We start from the raw sequence: 16,859 nt of genomic DNA on the forward strand, positions 1-16,859 counted from the left end.
ACAACAGGCTCACCAGTTACCCTAGTGAGCTACAGAGTTTGGAATAAAAATGTTTATAGACAATTACTTAGCTTCAGCCCGTATTTTTGCGGAGTAACTTCTCGAATAATACTGATATCTGAATCTTGACTTAAGGACTTACTCAGCTCTAGATCCACCGATGGAATAAATGACTTATTTCTTAAACTATACACTTGGCGAACCAAAGCAGGCTGTAGTTTTTTGTCTAGGGTAAGCACAAATCCAAGCCGACCATTCGACAGCTCTACACAGGTACCCACTGGACATGAACCAATACTATTCAAGAAAACGGCTAAAAAATTGGGCTCAAAAGCACGCCCAGAATCTTCCAGCATACGTTTACGAGCAGTTATAGGACCACTGGCGCTTCGATGAGGCTGTACCGAAGTTATCGAATCAAAGGCATCGATAATTGCCGCCATTTTCCCATAATTCGAGATTTCTTGAGCACTTTTCCCTTGCGGATAACCGCTTGCATCCACTCTTTCATGATGATCAGTGAGCATTTGATAGACACTATTGGGCAAATCCGGACACTTTTTCAACACCTGTTCACCAAAGCGGATATGATTTTGAAAAAGCTCCACCTCACTCGAATTCAACGCCTCGGGTTTGCTAACTACCGCTTGAGGTAAACGAAAGCGACCTAGATCAAACACTAGGCAACCTAAAACAATATTTTCAATTTTATCCGTGGTGAGTTTTAGTCCCAGGGCAAAAGGTACTGACAAAGTCGCCATTCCTAGAATGTGCCGAGGTAAATAATCTTTAATATCATTCGCTTGGCGCATGAGCATGAGAGCAAAGTTATTACGCTGGTATGAGTCAATTAAATGCCGTGCAAAACCTTTAAGCGCCTCTAAATCAATGGCCTCCCCCCGCTTGAACTTACTCACCTGCTCGGCCAGCAAACCGCCACCTGTTGCAAACAGTTTTTGCGCTGTTACCAATTCTTCTTCTAACGTAGTTTTCCGATGCTTATCGGTCGTTGGCAATTTTCGCGCTAGGCTCTCTTGGGGTTCCGCTTTCTTCTCCACCGGTTGAGTAACAGGCTCACTTACAGGCGCTTTTTTCTCAACGGGTTGTTCGCCACTGGCTCTCGCCTTGTAGCTAAGAATATATTCTCGGGTATGGTCGTTTAATTCCTGGCGGAAGTATTTGTATAGACTGACGTTGCGCTGATGCTTTTCCCGCCACTCTTTACTGCTTAAACCTTTATGCAGTTTTTTCAAACTACGGACAGGCTTACCATTCGCAATGGAATAACAAAGTAGTAAAAAGCGTTCTTGCGCATCGTACAAACGCTCACGCTTACTGCTTAGTAACAAATCATCGTTAAAATGCACATCATAAGGTAGAAACTTAGCCTCCAAATCAGGCTTTAAGTAATCAAGTGCCACTTGTCGCATAACAATGGTCACAATCCGATCTTTTCTGCCATGTTGCTTAATTAGGCTTTTTAGTCGAGTGCTTTTAAATACTTCTGTTTTGATGCCAAAAACATCTAGAATTTCTTCAATATCAAAATAGCCAACAGTAATATCTGCACCAAAACAAGATTCTATGTTAAATGCCGACATTAAAAGCTACCTGCACTATTAAATTTGATTGAATAAAGAAAGGTTATTAATGCGAGAAAATAACTTTTGGGATGCAGTTAGAGCCGACTCTGCCATGGCTAAATCAGTTGCCGCAGCCCCCACATCAAGACCACCCACTTTATCTTGAGCAATCGCATTCGATAACTGACTCGCAGAGTTCACGTTACCCTTGTCGCTGAGGGTGTTCATTCTGGCACCAATAGATGAGCGACCTTTACCAATGGAGCTCTGAGTATTGGTAATACTGGTGGTCGCATCAAAGAAAGCTTTCTCTCGCTCATCAAGCGTCGAACTTTTATCGGTAATAACCGCTAAGGTTTTCTTAATTTCGTTCAGGACATTATCCCTGCGCGGCGCATTCAATTCGAAATCCACAACCGCTCCCGGCGCACTGTTAAGGGAGAATGACATTCCTTCAAATACAATGGGCTTGCTTGGGTGATATTCACCTGAGGCAATTTCTTCGCCTAAACTATTAGTAAGCACATACTGACCTGGTGGGCCAAAATAAGGGCGGCGATCATATTCTTCTTCCTCAAGCACATCGCCAAGCTGGTCTGCCAACTCTTGTTCTGCCGCCTCTTCAATAGTGTCGCTATTTGAGTCCAAAGCGGATTCAACCTGAGACACAAGAGTCGGCTCTTCTCCTAGAGCGAAAGTCGTCAATCGGTAGTGGTTATTTAATGGATTAATCGGATCATAATGCTCATCCATAAAAGCATCAAAGTCCCCTTGGTGACGAATTTCAGTAGCTAGATTAGCTTCGCCACTTTCAACATGAGCGCTAAAATTGTTTCGCGTCCAAACGTCCTCAAACAGTTTTTTACCAGAGTCCGTAACCGCAATTTTCATACCTTCTGAAATTTGTGCGAACTTTTGCCCTTCATTTCCCGACCACTTATAACGTCCATCATTACCCAATACAAAGGCAGGACTTGAGGTGTCTGTGCCGGCAAAGATGTAATCACCCTCTGAACTTTTGGAGTTCATAAGATCCGCCATAGACTCCACCATGATCGCAAGTTCTTGAGAAATGGCATCTACATCGGCTTGGGTGTTTATTTCATTTTGCCCTTGAATTAAAAGACTTCTGGCGTCATCCAACAAGCTATTCAAACTGTCTAATGCCACTTCTTGATACTCTAAGTGACTGGCAGCCATACTCATGGCGTCATCATACTGCCTAAGCTTTTGATTGCTGGATTCATATTGTAAGACTTGGCTCGCCCCGACAGGGTCATCACTGGCTTTAATAATATTCGTTTGCGCGGCAATTTTTTCCTGCACATCCATATAACGCTCATTCGCTTTCGAAATAGCGTTACTTGATTGACCGTATATGAGGTTGTTTGTTACTCGCATAAGCTTATCTCACCGCCCCTAATAAGGTTTCAAAGGCTGTACGGGCTGCGGTAATTACTTGTGCAGAAGCTGAGTAAGATTGCTGATACTTTAACAAATTCACCGCTTCTTCATCCAAGCTCACCGCTGAAATACTGTCACGACGCGCCATACTTTGATTCATGATTATTTCGCTGGATTTCGCATTACTTTCCAATTCAGCAGACTTACTGCCAACTTGCGCCACCAAATCTGAGAAGGCTTCAGAAATGGATTGGCGACCAGCGACTAAATTTTCATTCTGCAACTCGCCTAACAGTAATCCATTAAAGTTATTCGAAACGCCAATATTTTCCATATCCATAGAAAAAACATCTCCTGCCATCGGCATAGAAGATAAGGATACGTCAAAGCCAGCTTTCTCTGCTAACCCCGCTTGTTCAAGTAAGTTTTGATAATCTTGTACATTATCAATAGACGCCAAAACACCACCGTTTGCATCACGCACCTGAAACTCATTGTTCGACATAAAATGTATACTATGGGGTGCATTTGGGTACAAGCCACGACTGGACGCAAACGCTGAGCTATCTGGGTCTGTATTAGTCACTGAACTCAGAGAAATTTTCGCCTCTGATAAATTGCCAGAATCCGTATAAACATTCATTGGGCCGCTTAGCGCTATGTCATCGCCATTTTTTGCTGCCAATTGAAAGCTAGATGCCATACCTTGAGTTGGCGAGAATTGGAAAGTATCACCAATCTCATAATCGCTTAAATCACCAAAGTTCACATCAACACCCAAATCTGCAACTTGGTAGAAGCCATTTTTATCCGGTGCAGCACTCACATCGAGATTCACCGAACGCCTTGAAGGCTCACCATTCAAGTCATAGGTTTGTACCAAGAAACTGTTGTCACCGGTTTTGATCAATTCATATGTATCTTTAAGGATGTTGGCAGAATTACCTGGCGATACGCGCACTTCAAGATCGGCTGTTTTTCCTGTGTTGGCCTTATCCGCTTGAATTTTAATATCGGCGAAAGAGAAAAGATCACGGCCAAACAAACCATTGGCATCAAGTCCCAGAGCATTTTGCTGATTCATAGCATCGGCTATCGAAATGGCACTTTGGCCTAATGTGCGGTCTGTATCAATAGAGAAGTCACGTCGATAATCCACTAGGGCACCGATGGACCCGCCTAAGTCTTCCGATTTAATCCCCACCTCGTGGCGGCCTAAATCGACTGTTAACTTAATTCTTTTTGGGTCTAGTGGGTCTGGCGCCATTTCTAATTCAGGGGCAAGACGATCCAGAACAAGGGGTTGACCATTCGCCAAAGAAATACTCATTACGCCTTCATCATTGAACTGGGTTTCAGTATCAATGTACTCAGCTATTTTCACCGCCAATAATTCCTGCTGGTCTCTCAGCTCGTTTGCAGGCGAGTATGAATTACTCTCTTGACGCAAGATTTGGTCATTTAAATGGGCAACCTGCTTGGTAAGGGAGTTTAGATCTTTCAATGATGCTTCTAACTGATTGTCTACGGCGCGACTCTGGTCTGCGGTCATGCTAGATAAGACTTTGTATTGCTCGACTAAGCTTCCCAAACTAGAGTGAGCAAGATTACGTAGACCAGGCGATGCGGGGTCATTATTAACCGCTTGCAGAGCTTTAAAAGCATCGTTTAGGTAATTATTCAACGAAACACTGTCTTCAGCTAACAAGCCATCAGAAAGTGACATCATATTATTGTAGGTATCATAGTAAGAGTGGTTCGAAGTATCAGCTCTTACTTGGCTATTAATCATGTTATCAACAAGGCGAGTCGTATCACGGACTTCCACACCACCCAAGTGAGAGCTGGAAGTGTTCGTCTTTTGACGACTGTACCCTTCCGTGTCTACATTGGCCGTGTTTTGGCCTGTGGTGTTGATACGGGCATTGCTCGACTGCAAACCAGACAGACCAATACCATATAAATTTGAGCCCATTGCTCACCTCATTGCGAATATTTAGATAGGATAATTACTTATTTCCTACTATCGGCCAAAAGCCAGAAAACTTTACTTTATATGTAAGAGAGCCTGCAGGTTACAAACGCTTAAACCACTCACTCGACATGATATTATTAATTTTTTGCGCATACTGAGGGTCAGTAGCATAGCCCCCATGCTGCAAAGATTGAGTGAATGCTGTGGCATTCTCTCCTACCCTCAAAGCCTCTTGATAACGCTCACTTGTTTGTAGAAAGCGGGCATAGTCGTCAAAACTCTCAGAAAAAGACTGATAAGCTCGGAACGCTGCTTTTTCGCGCTTAGCGACCCCGTCACGATATTCCAAGGTATTTACAACCGCCCTATCCCCTTGCCAACGGTTATCTGCCTTAATGCCAAAGAGATTAAAACTGGCAGCACCATCTTCCTTGGCAATCGGGTATTTCCCCCAGCCAGTTTCTAATGCTGCCTGGGCTAAAACCGCTTTAGGGTCAACGCCTATTTTCTGGGCGGCCGCTTGGGCATGGGGCCACAAGGAATCAACAAACTCATCAGGTGAATCAAACACCACAGACAACGCCGATGGTGCACTAGCAGCCTCAGTCTGAGCAGTAATATTATTGTCCTCTTGAACTGAACTTATAAAGTCCATTGAGGCTTGTTTTGCTAACACCTGAATACGAGCTAAATCTTGCTTGGCAACTTGATTAAGAAAATCCGTGTCGTCTTGTCGACTTTGGCTTGTCGAACTCTCTGGTGAAGTTTGTTGGTATTGTCGAATCAGCGCCTCAGATAAACCAATCCCTCCCGATTTAGCCAAACTTTGAGCCATCTGAGAATCCATCATCTCTTGATACTGTTTGGTCTGAGCGCTGGAAAACAAACCGCCACCAATGGCTTCATTGGTGCTACGCATATTTTTAAGCAGCATGTTGATGAAAATAGATTCAAACTGCTGGGTGACTTCCCTAAGGGCGCTATCAGGATCCTTTTGTGCTTTCGTTTTCAACGCTGATAACGAAGAAAAGTCCGCATAAAATTCATTGGAAGGTACTGTATTCATGGCTAACCCTATATCACCACAAGATCCGCGTTAATAGCCCCAGCTTGCTTCAATCCTTCAAGAATGGCCATCACATCACCAGGCGCAGCGCCCACTTGATTGACCGCTCGAACAATATCATTCAATGAAGCACCTGGATCAAACACAAACATATGACCACTGGTTTCATCAATTTCGAGCCCAGCTCTTGGTGCCAGAATGGTTTGTCCACCTGTTACCGTTCCATCTTGGCCAACAACGGGAGGAATTTCATTGATGGTTACCGTTAAACTACCATGAGTCACCGCTGCAGGGGAAACCTTCACATGCTGACCTATGATGATGGTTCCTGTTCTTGAATTAATAACAATGCGAGCGCGCTCTTCACCGAGCTCAACTTCCAGGTTTTCAAGAATGGATAAGAAGGTCACCCTTTGGCTCGGATCACGAGGAGCCGTCACTCGAATGGACGTAGCATCAAGTGTTTTTGCCACACCCGGCCCTAGTAAACCGTTAATTTTTTCAGAAACCTGCCTTGCCGTTGTAAAATCAGGACGATTGAGGTTAAAAGTTAGGGTATCGCCTGCATTGAAACTGCTCGGTACCGCACGCTCAACACTCGCACCATTGGGGATACGGCCTACCGTTGGTATGTTCAACGATGAACGGGAGCCGTCCGCACCATTGGTCCCTAAACCGCCAACCACCAAATTACCCTGAGCAATAGCATAAACGGCACCGTCAGCCCCTTTTAAAGTTGAAAGCAGTAGCGTTCCGCCTCGAAGACCACTTGAGTTACCTACTGAAGAAACGGTGACATCAATCTTTTGACCGGGCTTTGAAAATGGTGGCAAGGTGGCAGTAAGGGATACCGCCGCGACATTTTTTGAGGTGGCATTAACCCCTTCAGGTAAAGTAACACCGAATTTTGACAGCATGCTGGCAAAGCTCTGATCTGTAAAGGCCGTACTATCGCCCGTTCCGTTTAGGCCAATGACCAAGCCGTAGCCAAATAATTGGTTGTCACGCACCCCTTGTACACTCGCAATATCTTTCAAGCGTTCCGCTTGAACGGATAAAGAAAGAAGGACGAAAAAAAACGCGACTATATGTTTCATTTGTTCACCTTTGCTCGGGCTAAGCCCTGCTTGTCATTAATAGGGCATATCACTGGAGTTTAAAAGACGGCTTACCCAGCCTTGTTCACTACCAGCCGCCACATCACCCGTACCTGAATAAGTAATTCGTGCATCCGCTACCCGTTCAGATTCTACGGTATTATTAGGGGAAATATCTTGTTTTCGAACTACCCCAGAAAATCGTATGTACTCATCGCCCTGATTTAAGCGCAACCATTTCTCGCCACGTACAGCGAGTAAGCCATTTGGATAGACCTTAAATACTGTGACGGAAATAGTACCGTTCAAACTATTGTTTTGGTTGGCCGACGCATTACCCGAAAAGTCCGTTCCTTGCTGAGGCAATTCCGTATCCAAACGAAGCGTCTCCCCTAATACTGTCGGGTTCTCTAAGGTCGCAGAAGACGACTTAGAAACAGTGGCCGCATTAGCTTTTGTTGACGTGGTGGTTTCATTCAAATTTATGGTGAGTATATCCCCTACTCGACTGGCTTTTTGATCCCCAAAAAACACATCCCCCATATCCGCGCGATAAATCCCCCCCGTGGGGGCTTGGAATGGCTCTAGGCCATTTGGGTACACTGGCGCATAATATGGATCATCAGAACGAATTGCCTGCTGAATTTGTGGTCCGTTCAATGGATCATTCGGGTCCGGCACATAACCTTCTCGAGGTTCTTCCTCTTCATCTTCTGCTGCGTCTTCGACCTCTTCGACACCATCAGCATCACCATCTTCTGTGACCGCATCAACCACAGCATCCGCTACAGCGGCACCTGCCCCTGCGGCGGCAGCGCTTGCTAACGCTTGTTCGTTCACATCCCATGATAAACAACCGGACAAACAAACGCTCATTAAGGCCAGTAGAACCAATTTAATTTTCATTATTTTCCACGTTTCACTTAAACCAAAAAATTTCAATTTACGTTAAAGCTGCTGTATCGCAAAACTCATCATACCATCCGCGGAGGCAATCACTTTAGAATTCATTTCATAAGCTCGCTGGGTAGTAATCATATTGACCAATTCCTCAATAGAATTCACATTGGATGCCTCAAGCATTCCTTGGCCTAGGGTGCCAAGGGAGTCAGTGCCAGGTGCACCGACAATTGGCGGACCACTCGCATTGGTTTCGGCGAACACATTCTGCCCTAATGAATCTAATCCAGTTGGGTTGATAAAACCTGCGATGTTAATCACCCCTACTTCTTGCTGCTCCGCTTGACCGCTTTTTGCCACGGAAACCACACCATCTTCCGATACAAATATTTCGACAGAGTCATTATCAATCGTAATACCGGGCTGAACCAATAATCCATTAGCGGTCACAAGTTGGCCTTGGCTATTCAGCTGAAAGCTGCCATCTCGGGTATACGCCATTGAGCCATCCGCTTGCACAACCTGAAAGAAGCCCTTGCCTTGAATCGAAATGTCCAGCTGGCGGTCGGTGACATTGTAATCACCTTCTGAAAAATCTTTTTGGGTCGCGCCAACGCGCACACCTGTGCCTAATTGCAAACCAGAAGGTAGCTCCGCATTTTGAGCACTCAAACCACCTGGCGCACGAACGGTTTTGTACATGAGATCCTCAAAAACCGCTCGGTCTTTTTTAAAGCCATTGGTCGATACATTCGCCAAGTTGTTGGCCACCACGTTAAGCTGCTTGTCCATGGCACTTAAGCCAGTTTTACTTACCCATAATGCTGAATTCATATTCGCCTCTTAAAGCCATTTTTATTCGTTGTTACGATGCGTTCACTTAACTACGCTGTAAAATTCTTGCCGATGAATTAGCATTTTCTCGAATGCTATCCATCATTTTCACGTTCATTTCAAACCGTCTAGCAAGGTTCATAATGTGCGTCATTTCTTCTACTGCATTCACATTACTGCCTTCTAGAAACCCTGAAGCCACTTTTACATTTAAATCCGCTTCAAAAGGCTGGCCGTCTTTAGCATGGATTAAACCATCTTCTTTTTTACGAATGTCTTGAGGGTCTGGGTTAACCAGTTTTATTTGATTTAATACTGCCACCTCATTGGCGGCTCCGCCTTGCGGTACGATTGAAATAGAGCCATCAGGGGTGATGGTAATTCGATCCACAGGCGGCAAGAAAATAGGCCCTTCAACCCCTGCTACTGGCAAACCTGTTCCTGTCACCAACTGCCCAGCGGCATTGATTTGCAAATCGCCCGCTCGGGTATAGGCTTCTTGTCCAAGTTCATCATAGACGGTAATAAAGCCTTCACCAGCGACCGCAATATCGAGATTTCTATCGGTCTGTATCATGTCCCCAGTGGTATAGCGGGTAGCAGGGTTTTCCGTCATAGCGTAGACGCGGCTTGGCATAGACTCACCGTACACCTGCATGGAGCGGGCTTGTTCAAAGTCCGCTCTAAAACCTGTAGTACTGACATTTGCTAAATTATTGGCATGAATAGTTTGTGCATTCATCGTTTGCACCCCACCACTCATGGCCAAATACAGCGCTTTATCCATGGCAAACCCCTTCACATAAATCGTCTAATTACAGACTATCTATCAAGAATCGTACCAACTTAAAAAAACACGAAAAAAGGCCGAAGCAGACAAGCTGCTTCGGCCTCTAAAAAGACGTTAATTAAAATTTATTAACGGAGATTAATAATAGTTTGCGTCACTGTATTCTCGGTCTCAAGAGCCTTACTGTTGGCTTGGTAGTTACGTTGCGCCTCAATCAAAGCCACCAATTCCGTGGTCAAATCAACGTTCGCTTCTTCTAAAGCACCACCTTGAATCTTACCAAGAGTACCACTATTAGGTCGGCCGATATTGGCAGGTCCAGAGTTCTTGCCAGCTAACCAAGAGGTATGCCCTGTCGGCATCAAACCGTCGTTACTATCAAAGGTTGCTAGCGCCAACTGGCCAAGTGTTGCCGTTTGCTGGTTAGTATAAGTGGCAACCAAGAAACCATCTTCATCAAAAGACACACCTTGCAGTTCACCAGCAGCAAAACCATCCTGTTCAAAATGGTCCGTATTGTCTAAAGCAAACTGAGTTGAGCCAGTAAAGTCCAGCGGAGCAATCGCTGAACGGTTACTCGGGTCTAAACCCGTTAGTTCGATGGTAACCGGCTCCGCAATACCAAAAGGAGGGATCCCACGATACGCACCCGTAAAATTACCTGCGGCATCAAACGCAATATTAGTACCTGCCGCCAAGAATGGCGTTTCTTGACCATCTAAGGGATTCAAATAAGTTTCTTCTCCATCCATGGTTACACGAAGCTCGTAAGTATTATTCTCACCCTGCTTAATGAAGTAGTAACCAACGGTATGGGATTCACCCAAGGAGTCATAAATGGTCTTAGTATTGCCGTAGTTGTAGGTGGCTGGATCTAATGGGTCAAAGGCTTCACGAGCAACCGTACTAGAATCACGAACCGCAGTTGGATCTAAAGCACTCGTAATGGCAACCCCATTAAGGGTACCCGTTACCGCCAAAGGCGTTTTCGTGGCCGCTGCAATATCATCAATAGTCGGTTCAGCAGCACCCAGATATAAAAGTTCGAATGGCGCTTCAGTCACACCGTCATTGTTATAGTCTGTGCCACCTTCTGCATTATTATAGGTTGCGTACATTTCTGGCATGAAAGGCACACCCGTATCGTCTGTCATGTTGCCATCCACAGCAGCATAGACTCGGTAGGTATTTGGCAACTCACTTTTCGCGTAATAGTAAGTGATGATGTGGTTCTGACCATTGGCATCGGCCACACTTTCCGTTTGAGTATAATTAAACGTATCCGGGTCAGTCGGGTCAAAATCATCTTTAATGTAAGGCGGTACGTCATCCCCTTGGGAGTCAAGGTTCACTTTCAAATCAATTTGCGATGTTGCTTCAGGTAAAATTCGATCCGTAGGCACTACCAGATTTTCAAGATTACCTCCCACTAAACCGTCAACTGCATTATAACCTTGTACATTAAGGCCATTGTTTGTCACCAAGTTACCATCAGCATCCAACTTGAAGTTACCAGCTCGGGTATAAGATTGAGCAACATTACCACCCAATACAAAGAAACCACTACCATCAACGGCTAAGTCTAAGTTGTTATCGGTATAAGATAGGTTACCGGAAGAAAATTCTTGCGCCACCTTACTCACACTAACACCAGAACCAATACTGTTGTTACTGCCGGCACCAAGAACACTGGTATTGTAGAGATCGTCAAATTCGATACGTGACTTTTTGAAACCTGTAGTATCGGCGTTGGCAATGTTATTACCTGTCACACTTAAATAGTCTGCTGAGGCCTTAATGCCTGAAAGCGCTGTATTGAAACCCATAATACCCTCCGATTACCCTAAAATTTCCAATTCATTTGTAAGATTGATCTTGCCGTGATTTTCCACGTTTAAAACCGTGCCATTTTCACCATTAATGGTGACGCCTTGAATGCGAGTAGGTAGCTGCGTCGTCATTGCCGACACTTCACCTTTCTCATTCATTGATGAAGCGGCAAAACGGTATTCACCAGACGGCAAAATATTTCCCTCATCATCTTGTCTGTTCCATTTATACTCCGCCCCAGTGAGTTCGGCGGTTCTTACCAACTGATTGTCAGCATCATAAATCTTCAATGTCGCGGACCGTGAGCCTTCAGGAATAACGGTTTTTAATAACACCTCATCCTGAGCATCAGTCACAGCAGTCTTGCTGCCATCCATCATGACTGACTTACCTACTAATGTTGAAGCGCTTAACGCTTGATTAGAGGTGAGTGCCGAGGCCATATTTTCTAACTGATCAGAAATGCTGGTGAGTTTCTCTAATGAGCTAAACTGAGACATTTGCGCCACCATATCATTGGTGTCTTGAGGCGCAGTCGGATCCTGCCCTTTAAGCTGTTCAATATAGAGCTTTAGGAACACATTCTGATCAGCAAGGCCTGCTTCAGTGACCGCTTCCGCTGGTTTTTCGATACCAGCCTTAGCCTTAGCACCTTCTGTGCCGTACTGAGCGATTAAGCCATTTAAAGGATTACTATCGGATATATTTGCCATACATCACCTATACCTGACCAAGCGTTAACATTTTTTGCATCATGCTTTTGGCCGAGTTCATAATTTCCACGTTAGTTTGGAAGGATCTTGAAGCAGACATCATGTCAGCCATCTCTTCCATTGGGTTTACATTTGGGTAAAACACATAACCTTCTTCGTTTGCCATAGGGTGATCTGGTTCATATCTAGGTTGTAACGGCGCATCGGACTCCACAATGGCATCCACTTTCACCCCAACCCCAGCACCACTCTCGTCTATGGTGGCATTCGACCAACCATAATTTTTCATATTGTCATTCATCATCTGTGAAAACACAGGCTTACGTGCTCGATAGGTTTGATCTGCAGAGCTTGCCACGCTGTCCACGTTTGCCATATTACTCGCCACAGTATTCAGTCGGACTGTCTGGGCGCTCATAGCTGAGCCTGAAATAGCAAAAATATTACTTAAAGACATAAAAATTAATTCCCTGTCAGCGCTTTTTTCATGCCGCTAATTTTGCGATCGAGAAACATAAAGCTGGTATCAAACTGTAACGAGTTTTCTGCAAATTCAGCTTGTTCGCGCTGCATATCCACAGTGTTACCATCCAAAGATGGCTGATTAGGATTACGATAAAAAAGCCCGCTTTCTGTTGCGCTAGAGCCGCCAGACAAATGGTTCTGACTGGTTGCCGACAACTTCAATTTCGCTTGCTCATTCGCCAACATGCCGTCAAAAGAGATATCTCTTGCCTTGTAATTAGGCGTATCGGCATTGGCGATATTATTTGCAAGTATGGCAGCACGAGCACTTCTAAAACCCAACATTTTATCGTGTCCTGCAAATGCCTTATCGAACGAAATTGCCATCCTAACCTCATGTATTAATTCACTTCACATACATAAAGCAATAATGATGCCAAATAAAAAACACAACGAAATCAACACCTTAATGTTTCACTTTTTCCTGATCGGCAAAAAGCGGCAATAGCGAATAGCTTAAAGTGGGGATTTTTTAGACAAAAAAAGCCCGCTTATTTGCATAAGCGGGCCTACAAACAAGAGTTCTAATTACAAAGCTTTCGCTTTATAAACAATTCCAGGGTGACACTGGACAATTTCAAAGTAAACTGACAGACCACTCAAAGCCTCCGCGCCACCAAGAAACAAATATCCTCCGGGCTTTAAGCAAGCGTGCATGCGTTTAATAATATCCATTTTCAAATCAGCTGAGAAATAGATCAGCACATTACGACAAAAGATAATATCAAATTTACCCAAGGCACTAAAAGAGTCGATTAAGTTTAAGTGTTTAAAGCTCACACGCTTACTGATCTGAGGGCGAATTTTCCAAGTTTTATCATCAATTTTATCGAAGTATTTATTTTGAAGATCTAACCCCAACCCCCGAGCAATGGCTAAACTATCGTATTCCCCTTGCTTAGCGTGAGCTAAGATATTGGTGCATATATCCGTTGCAACAATTTCACAGCGACTGCTATGAGTTTTGGACTCCTCGACCACCATACTAATGGAGTATGGTTCTTGACCCGTCGAAGAAGCAGCCGACCAGATTCTTAAAGGGACGTTAGCGTGCTCAGGCAGCAACTTATTTTTGAGTATTTCAAAAGGGTGGGAGTCCCTAAACCACAAAGTTTCGTTAGTCGTCATGGCGTTTATGACTTCTTCTTTGAGCTTAGGGTTACGGCCCGCTTCAAGCACTTCAACTAAGCGCTCAATTTTATCAAACTTCTCTCGCTCTAAAATGCGGCCTAGTCGGCTTGCCACTAAGTATTGTTTGTTATCACTTAGCGAAATGCCACATACTTTTTGCAAGTAATCTCGAAATTTAACATAACCATTAGGTGTAATAGCATTGGCACTACTGAGCATTAACACTCCATATTTCAGGCTCAATTTTCAGCATTGAGCTCTAACAGTTATTCAACAAAGTCGAATCAATTACTCACTTTGCACTTGAACAGTTTCGATCGCCAGTCTTGCCAGTTCATCTGGCTGAAACTTAGCAAGGAAACCATCCGCTCCTACCTTTTTAACCATCGCTTCATTGAAGACACCACTTAGAGAGGTATGCAACAAGATAAATAGATCTTGTAAGCGACTATCATTACGAATCGCTGTGGTTAGTGTATAACCATCCATTTCTGGCATTTCGATATCAGAAATGACCATAGAAAACTCTTTAGTAACATCTGCGCCATCAGCAACCATACCTTGCAGGAACTCAAGAGCCTCTCGACCGTCACACAGCACTGTCGTAGCAAAGCCAACTTGCTCCATACAGCGTTTAATCTGTTTCCGCGCCACGGAAGAGTCATCTACGATTAGGATATGATGTTGCTTGGCATTTTCCTGCACATCATCGGTGACAATACCATCTGAAATAGCCTGACGAGTCGGAGCCACTTCGGAAAGAATCTGCTCCACATCGATAATTTCGACCATTTCTTTGTCAACCTGACAAACCGCTGTTAAGTAGTTGTCATTGGACAAGCCTTTTGGCGGTGGCTGAATATCACTCCAGTTCATGTTTACAATACGCTCAACTCCGCGTACTAAGAAACCCTGTATACGACGGTTATACTCAGTAATAATAACGAAGCATTGGCTAATATTTTCAATTGGGCTAGCACCCGTAGCAAGACCAAGATCAAGAATCGGAATCGTACCACCACGGATATGAGCAACCCCTCGAACGACAGGGCTACTGTGAGGCATGGTGGTCAATTTAGGACATTGGAGAACTTCTTTCACTTTAAAAACGTTAATGCCGTAGATTTGCTTACCGTTTAAACGAAACAGCAACAATTCCAGGCGATTTTCTCCAACCAGCTGAGTGCGTTGATTTACACTATCTAAAACGCCAGCCATACATGCCTCCAACAAATCTTAAGTAAACAGCAAAAAGGGGAACTACCCAGTGTTAAAAGATAATGCCCAATGATAGAGTGATTTTTATAAATTTACTAATATCTTATCCCCTATCTGATATTAAATACACAACTAGAGATAAAGAGTATTCATTATGGGAGTAGCAAGGCTAACAATAGCCTTCATTTGTTTACAAATCGGTGGACTTTTTGCCGCTTCAATTGAAGAACAGTTAAACCGCTTCATTAATGAAGTCGAAATTCCACGCTTGGCCGAAATTTACCCCAATGCCAGCATCAAAATTGCGCTCAACAATTTAGCTTCCCTTAACTACCTTCCAACCTGTCAAGATGAAACAGTGAGCATCAGCAACCAAAGAGAAGGTGCAGCGAAACGTACTAACTATGTCATAAGTTGTTCAAACCCAGTTTGGAAGTCCTATGTTCCTGCCACCCAATCAATCCTAGTGTCCGCAATAAGAACCAGTGCACCAATTAAGCGAGGGGACACCATCAACCAGTCCAACACCAGTATTGGCGAAGTGGATCTGGTTGACCTTCGTGGACAATACTTTACCGCTGAGCGCCCACCTTATGGTTTAGTTGCGTCTCGAAACATACGAACGAACACTTTTATTACGAGCACCAATACGAAACAACCCTTATTGATCAAAAAAGGCGATCAAGTGTTAATCGTCGCAAGAAGCGGCAGCATTCAAGTCAAAATGAATGGTATAGCGTTAGAAAGTGGCGTCGTAGAACAACAAATCCGTGTCAAAAATGCCAGTTCAGGGCGAATTATTTACGGTAAAGTTGTATCTAGTGGCGAGGTTCTTGTAAACTATTAAGCAGCTTTACATCATCTAGATTGGCAAAATTATTTTTAGCTAAATATTTCTAAAGTTTTAATTAACTTAGCCGATAGTGTTGTTAGATAAAACAAATTAAGGCGGAAACATAATGGCAATACACTTAACAGGGTTATCTACCCAAAATAGTGTCGGCAAGAATGAGCGCACTTCGAAAGAAGGTGCGTCAGGCACGTCTGTAGAAAGTAATGTCCGCAGCAATGAGAAAATGGCGGAAGATACAGTACGCCTAAGCGGTGCTGCGCAAACACTACAAAGCCAAGAAGCAAAGATCAGTAGCCTTCCAGATGTTGATATGGAAAAAGTTGAGCAAATTAAGCGTGCTATCGCGGCAGGTGAATATCGTATAGATTCGCAAAAATTAGCCAACAACATGGCCTCAATGGATTCTTTGTTTTAGGTCGATGTACTCACAACACGACCTTTAAGCACCTAATCTTATGCTGCCACTTGCCCCTATTTTCATCAGAAGTAAAGAGATACTACTAGAGCTATCTAATCTTCTTGATGAAGAAAGGGTTGCTTTCGGTGGCTTAAACAGTGACATCATCTTATCCCTAGCCGAACAAAAAAAGCTCCTACTTGAAGAAATGAATGCGTTAAACGAAAAACGCATCAAGGTGCTGATCAAGTTTGATATTGTTGATCGCAAAAACCCTACTGAACAAGAATTTAAATCCTGGCTTGCCAAGCAAGACAACTCACTGGATGACATTCGACAGCTTATGCAAGAATGTGAAAGCGCACTGCAGGAATGCAAAACCAAAAACCATAGCAATGCCCGCATTCTTAACACTCTGCAAAAACGCAACAAGAGTCTATTTGAGTTACTGCAAGGTCATAACAACAAAAACAAGGTCTATACCGCCAGAGGCGCTACTCATCCTGTCAGCAGCAAGCACACCTTAGGCAGAGCTTAATTCCC

At 44.0% G+C, this 16,859-nt stretch carries 17 protein-coding genes; 3 read left to right on the top strand and 14 right to left on the bottom strand.

Translation table 11 applies throughout. The annotated features are described in order from the left end of the window. Nucleotides 1–53: 53 nt before the first annotated feature. The 14 genes from ACUM5Y_RS02855 to ACUM5Y_RS02920 form a co-directional block, all read right to left on the bottom strand. A complete protein-coding gene (locus ACUM5Y_RS02855; RefSeq protein ID WP_445975338.1) occupies nucleotides 54–1,601 on the bottom strand; it encodes an HD-GYP domain-containing protein in 1,548 nt (515 codons plus the stop codon). A gap of 18 nt (nucleotides 1,602–1,619) precedes the next feature. After that, the gene (gene flgL / locus ACUM5Y_RS02860) at nucleotides 1,620–2,984 is read right to left on the bottom strand and encodes a flagellar hook-associated protein FlgL (RefSeq protein WP_445975339.1); all 1,365 of its coding nucleotides are present in this window, start codon (nucleotides 2,982–2,984) and stop codon (nucleotides 1,620–1,622) included. A 4-nt stretch (nucleotides 2,985–2,988) separates the two neighbouring features. Next, entirely contained in the window at nucleotides 2,989–4,962 is a 1,974-nt protein-coding gene (gene flgK / locus ACUM5Y_RS02865; protein WP_445975340.1) for a flagellar hook-associated protein FlgK, read from the bottom strand. Nucleotides 4,963–5,062: 100 nt separating this feature from the next. Then, nucleotides 5,063–6,028 carry a flagellar assembly peptidoglycan hydrolase FlgJ gene (gene flgJ, locus ACUM5Y_RS02870; protein ID WP_445975341.1) on the bottom strand — a complete coding sequence of 322 codons (966 nt, stop codon included), beginning with the start codon at nucleotides 6,026–6,028 and terminating at the stop codon, nucleotides 5,063–5,065. Nucleotides 6,029–6,036: 8 nt separating this feature from the next. Then, nucleotides 6,037–7,125 carry a flagellar basal body P-ring protein FlgI gene (locus ACUM5Y_RS02875; RefSeq protein WP_445975342.1) on the bottom strand — a complete coding sequence of 363 codons (1,089 nt, stop codon included), beginning with the start codon at nucleotides 7,123–7,125 and terminating at the stop codon, nucleotides 6,037–6,039. 36 nt (nucleotides 7,126–7,161) lie between these two features. Next, nucleotides 7,162–8,031, bottom strand: coding sequence for a flagellar basal body L-ring protein FlgH (locus ACUM5Y_RS02880; protein WP_445975343.1), 870 nt, complete (start codon nucleotides 8,029–8,031; stop codon nucleotides 7,162–7,164). A gap of 42 nt (nucleotides 8,032–8,073) precedes the next feature. Further along, complete coding sequence (flgG, locus tag ACUM5Y_RS02885) at nucleotides 8,074–8,859, bottom strand: flagellar basal-body rod protein FlgG (RefSeq protein WP_445975344.1); 786 nt, start codon at nucleotides 8,857–8,859, stop codon at nucleotides 8,074–8,076. Nucleotides 8,860–8,905: 46 nt separating this feature from the next. Further along, nucleotides 8,906–9,646, bottom strand: a complete 741-nt coding sequence (gene flgF / locus ACUM5Y_RS02890; RefSeq protein ID WP_445975345.1) for a flagellar basal-body rod protein FlgF — start codon at nucleotides 9,644–9,646, stop codon at nucleotides 8,906–8,908. Nucleotides 9,647–9,777: 131 nt separating this feature from the next. Continuing rightward, a complete protein-coding gene (locus tag ACUM5Y_RS02895; protein WP_445975346.1) occupies nucleotides 9,778–11,475 on the bottom strand; it encodes a flagellar hook-basal body complex protein in 1,698 nt (565 codons plus the stop codon). Nucleotides 11,476–11,487: 12 nt separating this feature from the next. Continuing rightward, complete coding sequence (locus tag ACUM5Y_RS02900) at nucleotides 11,488–12,192, bottom strand: flagellar hook assembly protein FlgD (protein WP_445975347.1); 705 nt, start codon at nucleotides 12,190–12,192, stop codon at nucleotides 11,488–11,490. Between the two features lie 7 nt (nucleotides 12,193–12,199). Next, a complete protein-coding gene (gene flgC / locus ACUM5Y_RS02905) occupies nucleotides 12,200–12,649 on the bottom strand; it encodes a flagellar basal body rod protein FlgC (protein WP_445975348.1) in 450 nt (149 codons plus the stop codon). A gap of 5 nt (nucleotides 12,650–12,654) precedes the next feature. Next, nucleotides 12,655–13,044: a flagellar basal body rod protein FlgB gene (gene flgB / locus ACUM5Y_RS02910; protein WP_445975349.1), complete on the bottom strand. Its 390-nt coding sequence runs from the start codon at nucleotides 13,042–13,044 to the stop codon at nucleotides 12,655–12,657. Between the two features lie 201 nt (nucleotides 13,045–13,245). Further along, nucleotides 13,246–14,067 (bottom strand): CheR family methyltransferase, encoded by an 822-nt coding sequence (locus ACUM5Y_RS02915; protein WP_445975350.1) that lies wholly within the window; start codon nucleotides 14,065–14,067, stop codon nucleotides 13,246–13,248. 69 nt (nucleotides 14,068–14,136) lie between these two features. Continuing rightward, nucleotides 14,137–15,066 carry a chemotaxis protein CheV gene (locus tag ACUM5Y_RS02920; protein ID WP_445975351.1) on the bottom strand — a complete coding sequence of 310 codons (930 nt, stop codon included), beginning with the start codon at nucleotides 15,064–15,066 and terminating at the stop codon, nucleotides 14,137–14,139. Nucleotides 15,067–15,220: 154 nt separating this feature from the next. Here ACUM5Y_RS02920 and flgA point away from each other — a divergent pair, with 154 nt between their 5' ends. From flgA to ACUM5Y_RS02935, 3 genes are all read left to right on the top strand, one after another. Continuing rightward, a complete protein-coding gene (gene flgA, locus ACUM5Y_RS02925) occupies nucleotides 15,221–15,913 on the top strand; it encodes a flagellar basal body P-ring formation chaperone FlgA (protein WP_445975352.1) in 693 nt (230 codons plus the stop codon). A gap of 112 nt (nucleotides 15,914–16,025) precedes the next feature. Continuing rightward, entirely contained in the window at nucleotides 16,026–16,334 is a 309-nt protein-coding gene (flgM, locus tag ACUM5Y_RS02930; protein ID WP_445975353.1) for a flagellar biosynthesis anti-sigma factor FlgM, read from the top strand. A 40-nt stretch (nucleotides 16,335–16,374) separates the two neighbouring features. Further along, nucleotides 16,375–16,854 (top strand): flagellar protein FlgN, encoded by a 480-nt coding sequence (locus ACUM5Y_RS02935; RefSeq protein ID WP_445975354.1) that lies wholly within the window; start codon nucleotides 16,375–16,377, stop codon nucleotides 16,852–16,854. The last annotated feature ends 5 nt before the right edge of the window (nucleotides 16,855–16,859 follow it).

The sequence above is a fragment of the Marinomonas dokdonensis genome (assembly GCF_052747885.1).

Excerpts from the sequence above, each read along its gene's own strand:
- ACUM5Y_RS02855 (WP_445975338.1), bottom strand. The coding sequence starts at position 1,601 with ATGTCGGCATTTAACATAGAATCTTGTTTTGGTGCAGATATTACTGTT.
- flgL (WP_445975339.1), bottom strand. The coding sequence starts at position 2,984 with ATGCGAGTAACAAACAACCTCATATACGGTCAATCAAGTAACGCTATT.
- flgK (WP_445975340.1), bottom strand. The coding sequence starts at position 4,962 with ATGGGCTCAAATTTATATGGTATTGGTCTGTCTGGTTTGCAGTCGAGC.
- flgJ (WP_445975341.1), bottom strand. The coding sequence starts at position 6,028 with ATGAATACAGTACCTTCCAATGAATTTTATGCGGACTTTTCTTCGTTA.
- ACUM5Y_RS02875 (WP_445975342.1), bottom strand. The coding sequence starts at position 7,125 with ATGAAACATATAGTCGCGTTTTTTTTCGTCCTTCTTTCTTTATCCGTT.
- ACUM5Y_RS02880 (WP_445975343.1), bottom strand. The coding sequence starts at position 8,031 with ATGAAAATTAAATTGGTTCTACTGGCCTTAATGAGCGTTTGTTTGTCC.
- flgG (WP_445975344.1), bottom strand. The coding sequence starts at position 8,859 with ATGAATTCAGCATTATGGGTAAGTAAAACTGGCTTAAGTGCCATGGAC.
- flgF (WP_445975345.1), bottom strand. The coding sequence starts at position 9,646 with ATGGATAAAGCGCTGTATTTGGCCATGAGTGGTGGGGTGCAAACGATG.
- ACUM5Y_RS02895 (WP_445975346.1), bottom strand. The coding sequence starts at position 11,475 with ATGGGTTTCAATACAGCGCTTTCAGGCATTAAGGCCTCAGCAGACTAT.
- ACUM5Y_RS02900 (WP_445975347.1), bottom strand. The coding sequence starts at position 12,192 with ATGGCAAATATATCCGATAGTAATCCTTTAAATGGCTTAATCGCTCAG.
- flgC (WP_445975348.1), bottom strand. The coding sequence starts at position 12,649 with ATGTCTTTAAGTAATATTTTTGCTATTTCAGGCTCAGCTATGAGCGCC.
- flgB (WP_445975349.1), bottom strand. The coding sequence starts at position 13,044 with ATGGCAATTTCGTTCGATAAGGCATTTGCAGGACACGATAAAATGTTG.
- ACUM5Y_RS02915 (WP_445975350.1), bottom strand. The coding sequence starts at position 14,067 with ATGCTCAGTAGTGCCAATGCTATTACACCTAATGGTTATGTTAAATTT.
- ACUM5Y_RS02920 (WP_445975351.1), bottom strand. The coding sequence starts at position 15,066 with ATGGCTGGCGTTTTAGATAGTGTAAATCAACGCACTCAGCTGGTTGGA.
- flgA (WP_445975352.1), top strand. The coding sequence starts at position 15,221 with ATGGGAGTAGCAAGGCTAACAATAGCCTTCATTTGTTTACAAATCGGT.
- flgM (WP_445975353.1), top strand. The coding sequence starts at position 16,026 with ATGGCAATACACTTAACAGGGTTATCTACCCAAAATAGTGTCGGCAAG.
- ACUM5Y_RS02935 (WP_445975354.1), top strand. The coding sequence starts at position 16,375 with ATGCTGCCACTTGCCCCTATTTTCATCAGAAGTAAAGAGATACTACTA.